Source organism: Streptomyces sp. NPDC015220 (assembly GCF_043079345.1).
GTDB lineage: Bacteria > Actinomycetota > Actinomycetes > Streptomycetales > Streptomycetaceae > Streptomyces.
On the sequence record NZ_JBIBUK010000001.1, the window covers coordinates 339,744 to 357,068 of the forward strand.

At 74.1% G+C, this 17,325-nt stretch carries 14 protein-coding genes; 7 read left to right on the forward strand and 7 right to left on the reverse strand.

What is annotated here, in order from left to right:
• The first annotated feature begins 146 nt into the window (after positions 1 to 146).
• Positions 147 to 1,331 carry a quinolinate synthase NadA gene (gene nadA / locus ACF061_RS01850; protein WP_392264807.1) on the forward strand — a complete coding sequence of 395 codons (1,185 nt, stop codon included), beginning with the start codon at positions 147 to 149 and terminating at the stop codon, positions 1,329 to 1,331.
• 151 nt (positions 1,332 to 1,482) lie between these two features.
• Here the strand turns inward: nadA and ACF061_RS01855 are convergent, their stop codons facing one another.
• The 5 genes from ACF061_RS01855 to ACF061_RS01875 form a co-directional block, all read right to left on the reverse strand.
• Positions 1,483 to 4,587 carry an efflux RND transporter permease subunit gene (locus ACF061_RS01855; RefSeq protein WP_392264808.1) on the reverse strand — a complete coding sequence of 1,035 codons (3,105 nt, stop codon included), beginning with the start codon at positions 4,585 to 4,587 and terminating at the stop codon, positions 1,483 to 1,485.
• 202 nt (positions 4,588 to 4,789) lie between these two features.
• Positions 4,790 to 5,470 carry a response regulator gene (locus ACF061_RS01860; RefSeq protein ID WP_392264809.1) on the reverse strand — a complete coding sequence of 227 codons (681 nt, stop codon included), beginning with the start codon at positions 5,468 to 5,470 and terminating at the stop codon, positions 4,790 to 4,792.
• Positions 5,467 to 6,714 carry a sensor histidine kinase gene (locus tag ACF061_RS01865; protein WP_392264810.1) on the reverse strand — a complete coding sequence of 416 codons (1,248 nt, stop codon included), beginning with the start codon at positions 6,712 to 6,714 and terminating at the stop codon, positions 5,467 to 5,469. The genes ACF061_RS01860 and ACF061_RS01865 overlap by 4 nt, the downstream gene beginning before the upstream one ends.
• Positions 6,715 to 6,790: 76 nt before the next feature.
• On the reverse strand, positions 6,791 to 7,069 hold the full coding sequence (locus tag ACF061_RS01870; RefSeq protein ID WP_392264811.1) for a hypothetical protein: 279 nt from the start codon (positions 7,067 to 7,069) through the stop codon (positions 6,791 to 6,793).
• Positions 7,070 to 7,147: 78 nt separating this feature from the next.
• A complete protein-coding gene (locus ACF061_RS01875; protein WP_392264812.1) occupies positions 7,148 to 7,939 on the reverse strand; it encodes a PspA/IM30 family protein in 792 nt (263 codons plus the stop codon).
• Positions 7,940 to 8,191: 252 nt separating this feature from the next.
• Between ACF061_RS01875 and ACF061_RS01880 the strand changes: the two genes are divergently transcribed.
• The 3 genes from ACF061_RS01880 (at position 8,192) to ACF061_RS01890 (ending at position 11,117) form a co-directional block, all read left to right on the forward strand.
• A complete protein-coding gene (locus ACF061_RS01880; protein ID WP_392264813.1) occupies positions 8,192 to 8,821 on the forward strand; it encodes a DUF3043 domain-containing protein in 630 nt (209 codons plus the stop codon).
• An 80-nt stretch (positions 8,822 to 8,901) separates the two neighbouring features.
• Positions 8,902 to 9,642 carry a methyltransferase domain-containing protein gene (locus tag ACF061_RS01885; protein WP_392265368.1) on the forward strand — a complete coding sequence of 247 codons (741 nt, stop codon included), beginning with the start codon at positions 8,902 to 8,904 and terminating at the stop codon, positions 9,640 to 9,642.
• A 359-nt stretch (positions 9,643 to 10,001) separates the two neighbouring features.
• A complete protein-coding gene (locus ACF061_RS01890) occupies positions 10,002 to 11,117 on the forward strand; it encodes a S1C family serine protease (RefSeq protein ID WP_392264814.1) in 1,116 nt (371 codons plus the stop codon).
• Positions 11,118 to 11,355: 238 nt separating this feature from the next.
• Here the strand turns inward: ACF061_RS01890 and ACF061_RS01895 are convergent, their stop codons facing one another.
• The gene (locus tag ACF061_RS01895) at positions 11,356 to 11,574 is read right to left on the reverse strand and encodes a hypothetical protein (RefSeq protein ID WP_392264815.1); all 219 of its coding nucleotides are present in this window, start codon (positions 11,572 to 11,574) and stop codon (positions 11,356 to 11,358) included.
• 114 nt (positions 11,575 to 11,688) lie between these two features.
• Between ACF061_RS01895 and ACF061_RS01900 the strand changes: the two genes are divergently transcribed.
• Entirely contained in the window at positions 11,689 to 12,891 is a 1,203-nt protein-coding gene (locus ACF061_RS01900; RefSeq protein WP_392264816.1) for a bifunctional adenosylcobinamide kinase/adenosylcobinamide-phosphate guanylyltransferase, read from the forward strand.
• Between the two features lie 88 nt (positions 12,892 to 12,979).
• Here the strand turns inward: ACF061_RS01900 and ACF061_RS01905 are convergent, their stop codons facing one another.
• Entirely contained in the window at positions 12,980 to 14,062 is a 1,083-nt protein-coding gene (locus tag ACF061_RS01905; RefSeq protein ID WP_392264817.1) for a class I SAM-dependent methyltransferase, read from the reverse strand.
• A 179-nt stretch (positions 14,063 to 14,241) separates the two neighbouring features.
• Here ACF061_RS01905 and cobT point away from each other — a divergent pair, with 179 nt between their 5' ends.
• Both cobT and ACF061_RS01915 read left to right on the forward strand, forming a co-directional pair.
• On the forward strand, positions 14,242 to 15,354 hold the full coding sequence (gene cobT, locus ACF061_RS01910; RefSeq protein WP_392264818.1) for a nicotinate-nucleotide--dimethylbenzimidazole phosphoribosyltransferase: 1,113 nt from the start codon (positions 14,242 to 14,244) through the stop codon (positions 15,352 to 15,354).
• Between the two features lie 85 nt (positions 15,355 to 15,439).
• Positions 15,440 to 17,320 carry a phosphatidylglycerol lysyltransferase domain-containing protein gene (locus tag ACF061_RS01915; protein ID WP_392264819.1) on the forward strand — a complete coding sequence of 627 codons (1,881 nt, stop codon included), beginning with the start codon at positions 15,440 to 15,442 and terminating at the stop codon, positions 17,318 to 17,320.
• Positions 17,321 to 17,325 lie beyond the last annotated feature (5 nt).

Consider the following 17,325-nt stretch of genomic DNA (forward strand, 5'->3'; position numbering starts at 1 on the left):
GGCCCGGCACGACGGCCACGGCAGGCGCCGCGGCCGGCCGGCGACCGGGATTCACGTCACACCGACGCAATGGGCATCGTCAAAGTGACGTGAAGCGGATATGATAGATAGCGTCAATTAGACGAAAAGTAGAAAGGGTGCGTGTCGTGACCACCGCCCAGCCCCAGGAGCTCGACGTCCAGCCGACGCCCCTCGCCCTGCTGCTGCTCGGCCGCGAGGCCGACCCGAGGAGCGAGCGCGGCGTCGAGTGTCCCGGTGACCTCCCCTCGCCTTCCGACCCGGACCTGGTGGCGCGCGCCCGCGCGGCCAAGGAGAAGCTCGGGGACAAGGTCTTCGTGCTCGGCCACCACTACCAGCGCGACGAGGTCATCCAGTTCGCGGACGTCACGGGCGACTCCTTCAAGCTGGCCCGGGACGCCGCGGCCCGGCCGGAGGCCGAGTACATCGTGTTCTGCGGTGTGCACTTCATGGCCGAGTCGGCGGACATCCTGACCGCCGACGAGCAGAAGGTCGTCCTGCCGGACCTGGCCGCCGGGTGCTCCATGGCCGACATGGCGACGGCCGAGCAGGTCGCCGAGTGCTGGGACGTGCTGACCGAGGCCGGCGTCGCCGACCAGGTCGTACCGGTGTCGTACATGAACTCCTCGGCCGACATCAAGGCGTTCACCGGCAAGCACGGCGGCACCATCTGCACCTCCTCCAACGCCAGGCGCGCCCTTGACTGGGCGTTCGAGCAGGGCGAGAAGGTCCTGTTCCTGCCCGACCAGCACCTGGGCCGCAACACGGCGGTGCGGGACATGGGCATGTCCCTGGAGGACTGCGTCGTCTACAACCCGCACCGGCCCAACGGCGGGCTGACCGCCGAGGAGCTGCGCGCCGCGAAGATGATCCTGTGGCGGGGCCACTGCTCGGTGCACGGCCGCTTCAGCCTGGAGTCGGTGAACGACGTCCGCGAGCGGATCCCGGGCGTGAACGTCCTGGTCCACCCCGAGTGCAAGCACGAGGTGGTCGCCGCCGCGGACCACGTCGGCTCGACCGAGCACATCATCAGGACGCTGGAGGCGGCCCCGGCCGGCTCCAAGTGGGCCATCGGCACCGAGCTCAACCTGGTACGCCGCCTGGCGAACCGTTTCGCCCCCGAGGGCAAGGAGATCGTCTTCCTCGACCGGACGGTCTGCTTCTGCTCGACCATGAACCGCATCGACCTGCCCCACCTGGTCTGGACCCTGGAGTCCCTGGCCGAGGGCAACCTGGTCAACCGCATCCAGGTCGACAAGGAGACCGAGGCGTTCGCCAAGCTGGCGCTGGAGCGGATGCTGGCGCTGCCGTAGCGGCGGCGCCGACAGCGGTGCCCCGGCCGCCGCCCAGCGAGCCGGGGCACCGCGGTACCGCACCCACGACGCTCACCACCGGCCCGATGGGGCGTGGGAGCAGCGCGACGGCCGGGTCTCCAGGAGACCCGGCCGTCGCCGTCACACGGCGTCAGACGCCCGCGGGCTCCAGCTCCTCCGCCTTCGCCTGCCGCTTGGCCGCGCGCTTCTTCGCCCGGCGCTCCTTGCGGAGCTCCAGCATGGCGTAGAGGGTCGGGACCAGCAGCAGGGTCAGCAGGGTGGAGGTGATCAGGCCGCCGATCACGACCACCGCCAGCGGCTGGGCTATGAAGCCACCCTGGCCGGTGACCCCCAGGGCCATCGGGAGCAGGGCGAAGATGGTCGCCAGGGCCGTCATCAGGATGGGCCGCAGCCGGTGCCGTCCGCCTTCCAGCACCGCCTCCACGACCCCGTACCCCTGCTTGCGGTACTGGTTGACGAGGTCGATCAGGACGATGGCGTTCGTCACCACGATGCCGATCAGCATCAGCATGCCGATCATCGCGGGGACGCCCATCGGGGTGCCGGTGATGATCAGCAGGCCGAGCGCGCCGGTGGCCGCGAACGGGATGGACACCAGCAGGATCAGCGGCTGCGCCAGCGAACGGAACGTCGCGACCAGCAGCATGAAGACGATCGCGATGGCCGCGAGCATCGCCAGGCCGAGGTTCTTGAACGCGTCGTTCTGGTCGGAGGTGACACCGCCGATCTCCGCCGTCGCGCCCGCCGGGAGCTTCAGCGCCTTGATCCTCGACTGGAGCTCGGTGCTGACCGCTCCGGTGTTGTCGCCGGTCGGCTTGGCGGTGACGGTCGCCGCGCGCCGACCGTCGATCCGGGTCATCGAGACCGGGCCGTCGACCAGGTTCACGGTGGCGACGTCACCCAGCTTCACCGGGCCCAGGCGCAGGTTCCTCAGCTCGTCCAGCGTCCGGGCCGGCTTGGCGGACCTGATGACGACGTCGCGCTCGGTGTCGTCCAGGATCGCCTTGGCGGCCGTGTTGCCCTTGACCGACTCGGCGACGGCCAGGCCCAGGGTCTGGTCGGTGAAGCCGGCCGCCGCCGCCTTGTCGTTGGCGCGGACCGAGATGCGGGGCACGCTCTGGGAGAGGTCGCTGGTGACGTCGGTGACGTCGTCCAGGCCGGCGACGGTCCGGCGGACCTGCTCCGCCGCCCGGCGCAGCGCGTCCTCGTCGGGCGCCTTGACGACCACCTTCAGGTCCTGGTCGCCGAAGCCGTCGCCGGCGTTGACCGTGGTGGCGCCGATGCCGGACAGCTTGTGCAGGCCGTCCTGGATGTGCTCGCGGACGTCGTCCGCGGACGCCGAGTCCTCCAGCATGATCTGGTAGGAGGCCTGGTTGCTGTCCGTGGAGCCGCCGAAGGCCGCCATGAAGCCGGAGGAGCCGATCGTGACCTGGTAGTCCTTGACGCCCTTCGTCGCGGCGAGCAGGTCCTCGACCTTCTTCGCCTGGGCGTCGGTCGCGGCCAGGCTGGTGCCGGGCTTCAGCTTCTGCTTGACGCTGAGGACCTTCTGGTCGCCGGAGTCGAAGAAGTTCGTCTTCAGCAGCGGGGTCATGCCGAAGGTGCCGACCAGCACCACCACCGCGATCAGCACACTGGTCAGACGGCGCCGGGTGGCGAAGCGCAGGACGGGGACGTAGACGCGCTGGAGGCGGCTGTTCGCCTCCTTCTCCTCGGCCCGGCGGCGGGCCTCCTCGGCCTCGGCGGGCGTGCCCTTCGGGGCGCGCAGGAACCAGTACGACAGCACCGGCACGACGGTCAGCGACACCAGCAGCGAGGCCAGCAGGGCGGCGGTGACGGTGAGGCTGAACGGCCCGAACAGCTCGCCCACCATGCCGCCGACCAGGCCGATCGGCAGGAACACGGCGACCGTGGTGAGCGTGGAGGAGGTCACCGCGCCGGCCACCTCGCGCACCGCGTTCAGGATGGCCTCGCGCCGCTCCTCGCCGTAGCCGAGGTGCCGCTTGATGTTCTCCAGGACCACGATCGAGTCGTCGACGACGCGCCCGATGGCGATGGTCAGCGCGCCCAGCGTCAGCATGTTCAGCGACAGGTCGCGGGTCCACAGCACGATCAGGGCCAGCACCACGGAGAGCGGGATGGACACCGCCGTGACCAGCGTGGAGCGGACCGAGGCCAGGAAGACCAGGATGACGAGGACCGCGAAGAGCAGACCCAGCGCACCCTCGGTGGTCAGGCCGTCGATGGACTTGGCGACGGCCGGGCCCTGGTCGCTGACCGTGGTGATCCTCGCGTCGCCGCCGAGCGCCTCGCGCAGGTCGGGCAGCTTGTCCTTGACCGCGTCCGAGATCGCGACGGCGCTGCCGTCGTGGTCCATGGTGACGGCGACGGCGACACTGGGCCTGCCGTCGGTGCGGGTGATGGAGTCGGCCTTGGCCGGCTCCTGCTTCACGGTGGCCACGTCGCCGAGGCGGACCGGCTTCTTCGCCGCGTCGCCCTGGCCGGCCACCATCAGGTCCTCGATCTGTCCCAGCGAGGTGAAGCCGCCGCCGACCTGGACGGTGCGGTTGGCGCCGCCCTCGTCGAAGGAGCCGGCCGGGACGGTGGCGCCGCCCGCCTGCAGGGCCTGGGACAGCGCGGCGGAGGTCAGGCCCGCCGCGGCCATCTTCCGGCCGTCCGGGGTGACGGTGACCTGGAGGTCCCGGACGCCGTCGACGTTGACCTGGCTGACCCCGTCGATGTTCTTCAGCTCCGGCACGACCGTCTTGTCGAGCTGGTCGGCCAGCGCCTGCTGGTCCTTGCCGGAGGTGACGGCCAGGACGACGGTCGGGATGTCGTCGGTCGAACCGGCGATGACCTGCGGGTCGACGTCGTCCGGGAGCTGGGCGCGGGAGCGGTTGACGGCCTGCTGGACGTCGGCGACGAGCTGCTGGGTGTTGTTGCCGTAGTCGAAGGACGCCGTGATCACGGCGCTGCCCTCACTGGCGGTCGAGGTGACGCCGGTGATGCCGTCGACGGCCTTGAGGTTGTTCTCCAGCGGCTCGACGACCTGCTTCTCCACCACGTCCGGGGAGGCGCCCTGGTAGGGCGCGAGCACGGACACGATGGGCAGCTCGATGCTGGGCAGCAGTTGCTGTTTGAGCTGGGGTATGGCGATCGCCCCGAAGACGAGCGCCACGACGGACACCAGTCCGATCAGGGCCCGTTGCGCGAGGCTGAACCTGGACAGCCAGGACATGGGTCAGGGTCTCTCTTCCGTGATCGGCGGTGAGCGGAGCAGGCGGCACGGGCGCGCAACTGCGCCCACCCCTACACCCTGGGTCATCGCCGGGGGGTGTTCCGTAGGCCCCTGGTCCATTTCCCTACGGCGCTCATACTCCCCGCGCAGTACGCCCGGGCCGAGGGCGCTCCACCCTCGGACGTAGCGGGGTGGAGGCGGCTCACTCCGCCCGGGGGCGGACCAGCCCGGACTCGTAGGCGATCACCACGAGCTGGGCGCGGTCGCGGGCGCCCAGCTTGGCCATGGCGCGGTTCACGTGCGTCTTGACGGTCAGCGGGCTGACCTCCAGGCGCTCGGCGATCTCGTCGTTGGAGTGCCCGCCGGCGACCTGGACGAGGACCTCGCGTTCGCGTCCGGTCAGTGCGCCCAGCCGGTCGGAGCGGGCCGGGTCGCGGCCGTCGTCGGCGTCGCCCTGTGCGAGGAACCGGGCGATCAGCCCCTTGGTGGCGGCCGGGGACAGCAGGGCCTCTCCCCCGGCGGCGATGCGGATGGCGTTCAGCAGCTCCTCGGGTTCGCTGCCCTTGCCGAGGAAGCCGGAGGCGCCCGCGCGCAGTGACTCCACGACGTAGTCGTCGACCTCGAAGGTGGTCAGGATGACCACGCGGACGTGGGCGAGGGCCGGGTCGGCGCTGATCAGGCGGGTGGCGGCGAGGCCGTCGGTGCCCGGCATGCGGATGTCCATGAGGACCACGTCGGCGCGTTCCTCCCCGGCCAGGCGCACCGCCTCGGCGCCGTCGCATGCCTCGCCGACCACCTCCATGTCGGGCTCGGAGTCGACGAGCACGCGGAAGGCGCTGCGCAGCAGGGCCTGGTCGTCGGCGAGCAGGACACGGATCGTCATGCGGCATCCCCCGGGGCGCGGGTGCGGGTCGTGACGGGAAGGATCGCATGGACGCGGAAGCCGCCGCCGTAGCGGGGGCCGGTGGTGAGGGCGCCGCCGAGGGCGGTGACCCGCTCCCGCATGCCGAGCAGCCCGTGGCCGCCGCCGGGTGCGGGTGCGTCACCGCCGCCGGCGCCGTCGTCGAGGACGGTGATCTCGACGTGCGGTCCCACGCGCACCACGCTGATCTCGGCCCTGGCGTCGGCGCCGGCGTGTTTGCGCACGTTGGTCAGGGCCTCCTGGACGATGCGGAACGCGGCCAGGTCGACGGCGGCGGGCAGGGGGGTGGCGCCGTCGGCGCGGGCGACCTCGATGTGCAGGCCGGCGCTGCGCAGGGTGCCGACGAGCTCGTCGAGGCGGTCCAGGCCGGGAGCGGGCTCGGTGGGGGCCTCGGGGTCGTCGGACTGCCTGAGCAGTCCGACGGTGGCGCGCAGCTCGTCCAGCGCGGACCGGCCGGCCTCCCGGACGTGGGCCAGGGCCTCCTTGGCCTGGTCGGGGCGCTTGTCCATCACATGGGCGGCGACTCCGGCCTGCACGTTGACCAGGGCGATGTGGTGGGCGACGACGTCGTGCAGGTCGCGGGCGATGCGCAGCCGCTCCTCGGCGACCCGGCGGCGGGCCTCCTCCTCGCGGGTGCGCTCGGCCCGCTCGGCGCGTTCCCGCATGGCCCGGACGAAGGCGCGGCGGCTGCGGACGGCGTCGCCGCCGGCGGCGGCCATGCCGGTCCAGGCGAAGATGGCGAGGTTCTCCTGGGCGTACCAGGGCAGCGGTCCGGCGAGCATGGCGGCGCCGGTGAGCAGGCTCATGGTGGGCAGTCCCAGGCGCCAGGTGGTGGTGCGGTCGGTGGCGGCGGCGACGGTGAAGAGCGCGACGACGGCCGACATGGCGACGGGGGAGCGCGGGTCGCCGGTGACGCACTCGACCAGCGAGACGCCGCCGGTGACGGCGAGGACGGTGCGCGGGGCGCGGCGGCGCAGGACGAGCGCGGCGGCGCCGAGGGTCATCAGGACCAGGCTGAGCGCCTCCGGCCGGCGCACGGCCCAGCTGACCCCGTGCTGGCCCCGTGGGTCCACGAAGGACCCGGCCACCATGCACACCAGAACCACGGCCGCGAGCGCCGCGTCCAGGGCGAGGGGGTGCGCCTTCATACGGCAGCGGGCGCGGTCGAGGGTGCTGTTCACGGCTGTGTGGGTCGCGGGGTCCATGTGCGGGGTCCGGCCGGGGGCGGCGGCGCTCACCGTCGTACGGCGGCGTCGGGCGTCGGCGCCGGGCGGCGAGCGGTCACCCGGGGATCAGACCGTCGTCGCTCAGCAGGTCCCGGACCTCCTCGAGGGTGGCGTCCGGGCCGGGCAGGATGAGCTCGGACGGCTCCAGCGAGTCGTCCGGGACGGCGTCGCCGAGCTCCCGGACCCTGTCGAGCAGGGCGCCCAGGGTGCGACGGAAGCCCGGGCCGTCGCCCTTCTCCATCTCGGCCAGGAGTTCGTCGTCCAGCTGGTCGAGCTCGGCGAGGTGGCCGTCGGCCAGCCTCACCTGCCCCTCCCCCATGATCCGTACGATCATGTCGCCCTCCTCGGCGGCGTGCGCCCCGGCTGTCGGTGACGTGGCCACGGCACGTGACGGCTCACGGCGCGCGGTGGCTCACTGCTTGTCGAAGCGGGGGGTGTCCTGCGGCTGCTGCTGGGGCTGCGCCTGGCCCTGGCCGCCCTCGATCGCCTGCTGCGGCGAGCCTCCGGCCAGCTCGGCCTTCATGCGCTGCAGTTCCAGCTCCACATCCGTACCACCGGAGAGCCGGTCCAGCTCGGCGGCGATGTCGTCCTTGGCCATGCCGGTGGGGTCGTCCAGGGCGCCGGAGGCGAGCAGTTCGTCGATCGCGCCGGCGCGGGCCTGGAGCTGCTGGGTCTTGTCCTCGGCGCGCTGGATGGCCAGGCCGACGTCGCCCATCTCCTCGGAGATGCCGGAGAACGCCTCGCCGATCCGGGTCTGCGCCTGGGCGGCGGTGTAGGTCGCCTTGATGGTCTCCTTCTTCGTGCGGAAGGCGTCCACCTTGGCCTGCAGGCGCTGAGCCGCCAGGGTGAGCTTCTCCTCCTCGCCCTGGAGGGTGGAGTGCTGCGTCTCCAGGTCCGTCACCTGCTGCTGGAGCGCGGCACGGCGGGAGAGCGCCTCGCGGGCCAGGTCCTCGCGGCCCAGCGCCAGCGCCTTACGGCCCTGGTCCTCCAGCTTGCCGGACTGCTGCCGCAACTGGTTCAGCTGGAGCTCGAGGCGCTTGCGGCTGGTCGCGACGTCGGCGACGCCGCGGCGCACCTTCTGCAGCAGCTCGAGCTGCTTCTGGTAGGAGTAATCGAGGGTCTCGCGCGGGTCCTCGGCCCGGTCAAGGGCCTTGTTCGCCTTCGCGCGGAAGATCATCCCCATACGCTTCATGACACCGCTCATGGGCTTCGCGCGCCCCCTTCTGACGGACTCCAGCTCACAGCTCTGCGACAGAACCCACAGTACGGGCCCTGCATCCATTACCGCACTGTTCGGGAGCGGATGCGGTCATCCCCAAGGACGACTGCGTACTGCTCCGCTCCGGCGCAGGGAGTAGGTGACCCCCGGGACCGCCGGACCGCCCGGGCGCGCCGTCCCCCTGTCCTCCTACAGACGACCGGTGTTGCCGGATCGTTCCCCGCCGGGCTGTGGTCCATGCGGGTCAAACCCTTACCCTTGGGATTTGTGTTCCGTAGCCGTGCCAAGGAAGAGAAGGCCCCGGCCGCCGACAAGGCGCCGGTGAGCATCTCCAAGCAGCCCCGTGACCCGCAGGCCCCCAAGGGCCGTCCCACCCCGAAGCGGAGTGAGGCCCAGTCCCAGCGACGCAGTGTCGCCACCACGTCGATGACGCGCAAGGACGCCGCCAAGCGGCAGCGCGAGGAGCGCCGCGTCCAGATGGAGCGGCAGCGCCAGGCGCTGGCGAGCGGCGACGAGCGCTACCTGCCGGCCCGGGACAAGGGCCCGGTGCGCCGGTTCGCGCGCGACTTCATCGACTCGCGGTTCAACATCGCGGAGTTCTTCCTGCCGATGGCCGTGGTCATCCTCGTGCTGAGCATGGTGCGGGTGGGCTACCTGCAGAACGTCGCGCTGCTGCTGTGGCTCGTGGTGATCGTCCTGATCGTGCTGGACTCGGTGGTCAGCGGCTTCCGGCTGAAGAAGCGGCTCGCCGAGCGCTTCCCGGACCAGAACAAGAAGGGCGCGGTCGCCTACGGCCTGATGCGCTCCCTGCAGATGCGACGGCTGAGGCTGCCCAAGCCGCAGGTCAAGCGGGGCGAGCGGCCCTGAGTACGACCGCTTTCCCGGGGGGTGGCGCGAACGTCCGGCCGCACGGGCCGGGCGGACTGCGCGAGGCCGTGCGGCAGGAGCTGGTCGCCCGGCAGCTGGAGGAGCAGATAGCCGGACGGTTCCCGGTCGGGCAGCGGCTGCGGGTGCTCGACGTGGGGATGGGCCGGGGCGCCCAGGCGCTGCGGCTGGCGCGGGCCGGTCATCAGGTGACCGGTCTGGAGCGCGACGAGGAGATGATCGCCGCGGCGCGCGCGGCGCTGGCCGGCGAGCCGGAGGGCATCCGGGAGCGGATGCGGATCGTCGAGGGCGACGGCCAGGAGACCGGGGTGCACTTCCTGCCCGGCGGCTTCGACGTGGTGCTGTGCCACGGCGTGCTGATGTACGTCGAGGAGCCGGACGCGCTGCTCGCCGGGCTGGCCCGGATGCTGGCACCGGGCGGTCTGCTGTCGCTGCTGGTGCGCAACGGCGACGCGCTGGCGCTGCGGCCCGGCCTGTCCGGCGACTGGGCGGGGGCGCTGGCCGCGTTCGACGCGACGGCGCACCTCCCCCATTCTCGAACGGACTCGAACGGGGGGACCCCCGCCCCTCTGGGGCCGGACGGTCGGGCGGACCGCCTCGCCGATCTGACGGCGACCCTCGCCGGGATCGGCGCGCCGCTGCACGCCTGGTACGGGGTGCGGGTCTTCACCGACACGGCGGCGGACGGCGCGGAGCCGCCGGCCGACATGACGGCGCTGCTGGACGCCGAGGAGCGGGCCGGGCGCACGGACCCGTACCGCTCGGTGGCCGCCCTGCTGCACCTGTGCGGGGTCCGCGGCTGAGACCGCCGGACGGCCGCGATCGCGTACCCCGGCCACCGCGGCCACGGCCGCGTACGACCGGTCATCGGCCACCGCGCACCGCCGGGCTCATCGGCCACCGCGCACCGCCGGGCCGCCACGGTCCCGGCCCGCCGATACCGCCTCCGGGGCTGCCCACCGCCGATCCGTCGCGAGCACGCACCGCCGGATCACCGCACGGTCCCAGCCCACCGGCAGCACTCCGGCGGACGCACACCGCCGGACCGTCGCGGCCACTCACCGCCGGACCGTCGCGGCCACTCACCGCCCGGCCGCCGCGCCGGCGCTCGTTCGGGTGAGCTTCGCGGGCCCGGTGCGCGGTACGGGGCCAGACTCGGATCATGGACGTCTCTCGTGCCCGGGCCCTGTCGCGCCGGCTGACCGGTCCCCTCACCGCCTCCGTCTGCTGTGCCGCGCTGCTGTCCGGGTGCGAGGGCCCGACGGCGCCCGAGGAGGCGGCCTCCGGGACCAAGGACGGGGCGTCGGCCACCCAGGACGTCCCCGGCGGCCGGCCGGCGGTCGCGCCCCGGAGCGCGAACGACCTCCAGAACGACTACCTCAGGGTGATCAGGGACGTGCTGCCGTCGGTCGTGCAGATCCAGGCCGGCAACGAACTGGGGTCGGGGGTCGTGTACGACGACAAGGGGCACATCGTCACCAACGCGCACGTCGTGGGGAACGAGAAGCGGTTCCACGTGACCACGGCCGGCAGCGAGGCGACGTTCACCGCCACCCTCGTCTCCTCCTATCCCGAGCAGGACCTCGCGGTGGTCAAGCTGGACAAGGTGCCGCACGGGCTGAAGGCGGCCTCCTTCGGCGACTCGGAGAAGGTCGAGGTCGGGCAGATCGTGCTGGCCATGGGTTCTCCGCTCGGGCTGTCGTCGAGCGTGACCCAGGGCATCGTGTCGGCGACCGGGCGCACCGTCAGCGAGGGACAGGGCGGTGGCGGCACGGGGGCGACGATCGCGAACATGGTGCAGACGTCGGCCGCGATCAACCCGGGCAACAGCGGGGGCGCGCTGGTGAACCTGGACGGCCAGGTCATCGGCATCCCGACGCTCGCCGCCACCGATCCCCAGCTCGGCGGCAGCGCCGCGCCCGGCATCGGCTTCGCCATCCCGGCGTCGATGGTGAAGACGATCGCCGGGCAGATCGTGAAGTACGGCAAGGTCGTCGACTCCGGCCGGGCCGCGCTCGGCATCACCGGGCGGACCGTCGTCGACTCGGCCTACCAGCCCGCCGGGGTCGCCGTCGCCGAGGTGAAGGCGGGCGGCGCGGCGGACCGGGCCGGCATCCGGGTCGGGGACATCATCACCCGGCTGGGCGGCACCGGCATCACCACGATCACCTCGCTGTCGGAGGCGCTGGCCGCCGACCGGCCGGGGCAGCGGACGACCGTGACGTTCACCCGCGACGGCGCACGGCGGACGGTGGCCGTGACGCTGGGCGAGCAGTGAGGCGACGGGTGGGCGGGGCGGCGGCCGGCGCCGCCCCGCCCACCCGGGGCACCGGCCCTCCGCCGGGCCGGGCCGTGCCCCACGAGCCCGGCGTGGTCCGGACGAGGGGCACCGGGTACTTCCGACCGGACCGGGTCGGGTCGGACCCGGAAGTCCGGCCTGATCCGGACCACGGCCCGAACCCGACCGGCCCGGACCGGGCAGCCCGGCCTGGTCCCGGCCGCGGCGGGCCGCGGCCTCAGGCCTCGGCGCCGTCGGCGTGCAGGCTCATCGGGCCGTAGATCTCCGTCGCGTCCTCGAACAGCCGCACCCGGTCCGCGCCGCCGTCGAGCAGGGCCTTCCAGTTCTCCCCGATCCAGGACTCGGCGTCGCCCTGCGTGGTGAACTCCTCCGGCTGCACCGCGGGCTGGACCTCCGTCCCGTCGGCCGCCTCGAACCGCCACGTCCATGCCGCCATGTACGCCTCCCTGATGTGAGCACACTGCACAGCGGGAGCCGGATCTTGGTCCGGCTCCTGCCCGCAGCCTAGCCGGGTGCGCAAGACCCGCGGCGACACGGGAAAATCGGGTCCGTGGACGTGACTCTGCTCGGCACCGGTGCCCCCGCGGGGCTTCCCCGCCCCCACTGCCCCTGCGCGGCCTGCGCGACGGCGCTCGGCGCGGACGCCCGGGCGGCGACCGCGCTGCTCGTGGACGGGGCTCTGCTGCTGGACCTGGTCCCCGGCGCGGCGCTGGCGGCCGCGCGCGCCGGGAGCTCGCTGGGCGGGGTGGCCCAGGTGCTGCTGACGCACCCGCACGACGGGCCCGCGGTCGAGGTGCCGGCCGGGCTGCCGCGGCCCGGCCGGGTGCCGGACGGGCGTGAGCTGGCCCTGCTGACGGGCCATCGGGTGCGGGCGGTGGCGATGGACTCGCCGGGCACCGGGTACGCGGTGACCGGACCGGACGGGCTGCGCCTGCTGTATCTGCCGCCGGGCGGCGCGCCGGCCGGTCTGGAGGAGGACACGGCGGAGACGTACGACATGGTGCTCGCGGACGTCGTGGGCCGGCCGGACGCGCTGGCGAAGCTGCGGGCGGTGGGCGCGGTGGGCCCGGCCACGGACGTCGTCGCGGTCCATCTGGACCACGACGTGCCGCCGGGGGCCGAGCTGCGCCGACGGCTCGCGGCGGCGGGCGCGCGGACCGTGCCGGACGGCACGACGCTGACGGTCGGGGCGTACGAGGACGTACCGGACGTGCCCCGGCGCACGCTGGTGCTCGGCGGGGCGCGGTCGGGCAAGTCGGTGGAGGCGGAGCGGCGGTTGGAGGCCTTCCCCGGCGTGCTGTACGTCGCCACGGGCGGCACCCGGGGCGGGGACACCGAGTGGGCGGCCCGGGTCGCCACGCACCGGGAGCGGCGGCCGGGCTCGTGGCGTACCGCGGAGACGTGCGACCTGGTTCCGCTGCTGGCGCAGGAGGGCCCTCCCCTCCTGGTCGACTGCCTGTCGCTGTGGCTGACGGACGCGATGGACTCGGTGGGCGCCTGGGACGACGCCGAGTGGGCGGACGGCGGCGAGCGGGCCCTGCGGGAACGGGTGGCCGCCCTGACGGCCGCCGTGCGGGCCACCTCCCGGACCCTGGTCGCCGTCTCCAACGAGGTCGGCTCGGGCATCGTCCCGGCCACCGCCTCCGGCCGCCGCTACCGCGACGAACTCGGCCGTCTGAACGCGGCCTTCGCCGCCGAGTGCGAGCAGGTGCTGCTGGTGGTGGCCGGCCAGCCGCTGGTGCTGCGCGGGTGAGGGCCGCCGGGGCCGGTGCCCGGGCGGGGACGGCGACGGGGGCCGGGGCGGCGGCGCGGGCCGGGCGCCGCGCCGGAGCGGGGGGCGGTCAGGCGACGTCCCTCCGGGCGACGACGCGGTAGGCGTTGGACAGACCGGGAGTACGGCGCAGCAGGGGGGACAGCAGGAGGTCCACCACCGACGCGGCGTCCACCAGGGGGCCGGTCGCGGCCGACAGGACGGCGCGCAGGGCGCGTTGGAGGGCGGACGGCGGGGTGTGGCGCCACGGCGCGTCGGGTGCGGGCAGGAGGCGGGCGAAGGCCAGGGCGAGGGCCGCCGAGAGGTCGTTCGGGGTGTGCGGGGTCCGGCGGTCGGTGACGAGGACCGTGCAGCCGGCCGACTCCAGTTCCGCGCGGAGGTTGCGCAGGGGCAGCAGGTGCAGGTGGCGGGGCTGGCCGTGCGGCAGCCACCACTTGCCCAGCAGCAGGGCGAACGCGCTGCGCGGGTCGGGCAACTCGATCAGCAGGTGGCCGCCGGGGCGCAGCGCGGCGAGGGCCCCGCGCAGTTCGGCGCGGGGGTCCGGGGCGTGCGCCAGGTGGTGGAAGACGCTGACCACGTCGTAGCGCCCGCGCAGGCGGGCGGCGATGTGCGGGTCGGCCAGATGGCCGACGTGGGCCTCCTCGATCCGCCCGGCCGCCCGGGCCCGCTCCACGCGCGGGGTCGGGTCCAGGCCGTCGAAGGAGGTGTACGGGAACACCTCCCGCGCCGCGGCCGGGAAGTGGGCGTGGCCGGTGCCGACGTCGAGCCAGCTCTCCGGTTCCCCCACGTCGCGCAGCAGGCGTGCGTCGCCGCGGTGCCGGCGGTGGCTGCGGCGGGCGGCGAGCACCGGGTCCGGGAGACCGTCGGGGTCGCTCTCGTCGAGGTCCCGGTGGTAGAAGGCCAGGCCCGCCGGGGTGAGCCGGGGGTTCTGGAAGGCGTGCCCGCAGTCCCGGCACTGGTCGAGGGCGAACGTGCCGGGTTTGCGCTGGAGCAGGTCCGGGGCGCGCAGCCGGGTGCGCAGCCGGGCCGAGCCGCACCAGGGGCAGTCGGTGCGGCGCGGCTCGTGGAACCGGTCCGTCCCCCGGGCGAGTTCGGCGGCGTACGCGATGCGACGGGGGTCGTAGACCCGCGGGGCGTACGGCAGGGGCGGCATGGGCGGCTCCCGGTGGTGCGTCGGGTCGTACGACGGCCGGGACGCACCGACCCGCCCACCGACGACAATTCACATCAAAGGGAACGTATGGGATCACGCTCCCGGGCGGGAAGAGGCCGTACGGGTGTGGCGGCGACGTGGCTCGGCCGTGTCCGACCGGGGCCGGTACTGTTCGGCGAATGAGCTCGCTGAATCTCGACGACTTCACCGATCTGATCGAGCGTCCCGACGGCGGTGTGCGCCGTGATGCCGAGGCGCGCCGGGAGCGTCAGAGCGTGCCGCCCGGCGCGCTGGGCCGCCTCGACGACCTGGGTGAGTGGCTGGCCGCGGCGCAGGGCGCCGTGCCGGTGCGGCCGGTCGAACGGCCGCGGGTCGTTCTCTTCGCCGGCGACCACGGCATCGCCCGGCACGGCGTGTCGGCGCGGTCGGCGGGCGGCGCCGAGCAGTTGGTGCGGGCGGTGCTGGACGGCGGGCGGCCGGTGTCCGTGCTGGCGCGGCGGCTCGGGGTGCCGGTGCGGGTGGTCGACATGGCGCTGGACTGCCCGCCGGAGGCGCTGCCCGCGGACGTCGTACGGCACCGGGTGCGGCGCGGCAGCGGGCGCATCGACGTCGAGGACGCGCTGACGCTCGAGGAGGCGGAGGCCGCCTTCCGGGCCGGGGTCGCGGTGGCCGACGAGGAGGCCGACTCCGGTACGGACCTGGTGGTGCTCGGCGATGTGAGCGTGGGCGGGACCACCCCGGCGGCCGTGCTGGTCGCGGCGCTGTGCGGGACGGACGCGTCCGTGGTGACCGGGCGCGGCGGGGAGCCGATCGACGATCTGGCGTGGATGCGCAAGTGCGCCGCGATCCGGGACGCGCTGCGCCGGGCGCGGCCGGTGCTCGGGGACCAGTTGCGGCTGCTGGCCGCGGTGGGCGGGGCCGACCTCGCGGCGACGACCGGCTTCCTGCTCCAGTGCGCGGTGCGCAAGCTGCCGGTGATCCTGGACGGCGTGGTCTCGGCCGCGTGCGCGCTGGTGGGCCAGCGGGTGGCGTTCCGGGCGCCCGACTGGTGGCTGGCGGGGCACGCCGGCGGGGAGCCGGGGCAGGCCAAGGCGCTGGACCGGATGGCCCTTGAGCCGCTGCTCGACCACGGGGTGCGGGTCGGCGAGGGCGCGGGCGCGCTGCTGGCCCTGCCCCTGGTCCAGGCCGCGGCGGCGCTGGCGGCGGAGCTGCCCGAGACGCCCGCCCGGCCGGAGGAGGACGGGAAGGACGTCGAAGGGGGCGCGGAGGCGGAGCACGCCGAGGAGGCCTGACCCGGCCGCGACGGCAGGCGGCCGGTCACCCGCCGGGAACGGAAAAGAGCGTTCCGCCGGGGTGGCGCCCATATGATCGATCTTCATGGGAGATGCCCGATTCGCGGCGCGCCAGGTGCGGGACGCGCCCCGCACGACCGGCACGGGACGGCCCGCCGCGAACACGACGGGGCCCGTCGGCGCCGCCGCGGGCCCCGGTGGGAAGGCCGCGCGTCCCGGCGGCACCGCGCGGACGGCCGGCGGCGCCGCCTCTCGGCGGGCCGCCGCGTCCGCCGTCTGGTACCTGCGGGCCGTCGCGTCCGTCAACTTCCTCAGCGCGGTCTGGGTGTCCCTGGGCCAGGACGTGCGGCGGCACAACCAGGAGAACCTGTTCACGCCCTACCTGCTGACCGCTGGCTTCGCCTCCGGCGTGTTCACCGCCTTCCTGGCCGTCACCATGCGACGGCGCAAGCGGGCCGCCTGGATCCTGAACCTCGGACTGAGCGGGCCGTTCCTCGCGCTGTTCGCGTACTCGATGACGTTCCCGGAGATCCGCGGCAGCGCGCAGAACTGGATCTCCCTGGCGCTGACCGCCGCGTTCGTCACCGCGCTGCTGGTGGGCCGCCGCGAGTTCTACGCCCGGGGCGACCGCGCCAACCCCCGGCTCGCCGCCGGCGTCGCGGCGGCCGGGCTGCTGGTGGCCTCGGCGCTCGCCACCCTGCTGGTGACGGTCACCAACCAGGCGCCGGACGCGGCCCGTTCGTCCTACCTCCAGCGCTGGCACTACGGCACGCTGCGGCTGGTGTCGGTCGCCGCCTCCGAGGCCCGTTTCCCCGGCATCGCCACTCCCAACTGGGCTGACGTCGCCGTCAACGTCCTGTCCACGGCCCTGGTGCTGGCCGTCCTCTACGCCGCCTTCCGCTCCCGGCGCGCCGTCGACCCGCTCACCGCGGACGACGAGAAGCGGCTGCGGGCGCTGCTGGAACGGCACGGCGAGCGGGACTCGCTGGGCTACTTCGCGCTGCGCCGGGAGAAGAGCGTCATCTGGTCGCCGACCGGCAAGGCGGCCGTCGCCTACCGCGTGCTGGGCGGGGTGTCCCTGGCCTCCGGGGACCCGCTCGGCGACCCGGAGGCCTGGCCGGGCGCGATCGGGCCGTGGCTGGCCGAGGCCCGCGCGCACGGCTGGATCCCGGCCGTGGTGGGCGCGGGCGAGGAGGCGGGCACGGTGTACGCGCGACACGGCCTGGACGCGCTGGAACTGGGCGACGAGGCCGTGGTGGAGATCGCCGAGTTCAGCCTGGAGGGACGGGCCATGCGCACCGTGCGCCAGGCGTACAACCGCGTGCGCCGGGCCGGGTACACGGTGCGCATCCGCCGCCACGAGGACGTCCCGGCCGACGAGATGGCCTATCTGGTCGAACGGGCGGACGACTGGCGTGACGGGGCTACCGAGCGCGGGTTCAGCATGGCGCTGGGCCGGCTCGGGGACCCGGCGGACGGGCGGTGCGCGGTCCTGGAGTGCCACGACGCCCGCGGCGAGCTGCGGGCCCTGCTCTCCTTCGTGCCCTGGGGACCGTGCGGGCTCTCGCTCGACCTCATGCGCCGCGACCGGCGGGCCGAGAACGGGATCGTGGAGTTCATGGTGCTGGACCTGCTGCTGCGCGCCCGGGACCTCGGGATCACCCAGGTCTCGCTGAACTTCGCCATGTTCCGTTCGGTCTTCGAACGCGGGGCGCGGCTCGGCGCCGGTCCGGTGCTCCGGCTGTGGCGGTCGCTGCTCGGACTCTTCTCCCGCTGGTGGCAGATCGAGTCGCTGTACCGCGCCAACGCCAAGTACCGGCCCGCCTGGGAGCCGAGGTTCCTGCTCTTCGAGAAGAGCGCGGACCTGCCGCGCATCGGCCTCGCGGCAGCGCGCGCGGAGGGGTTCCTGGCACCGCCGGGACGGCCCGGGCGGCCGCGCCGCGGACAGCTGGAGACGCGCCGATGAGGACC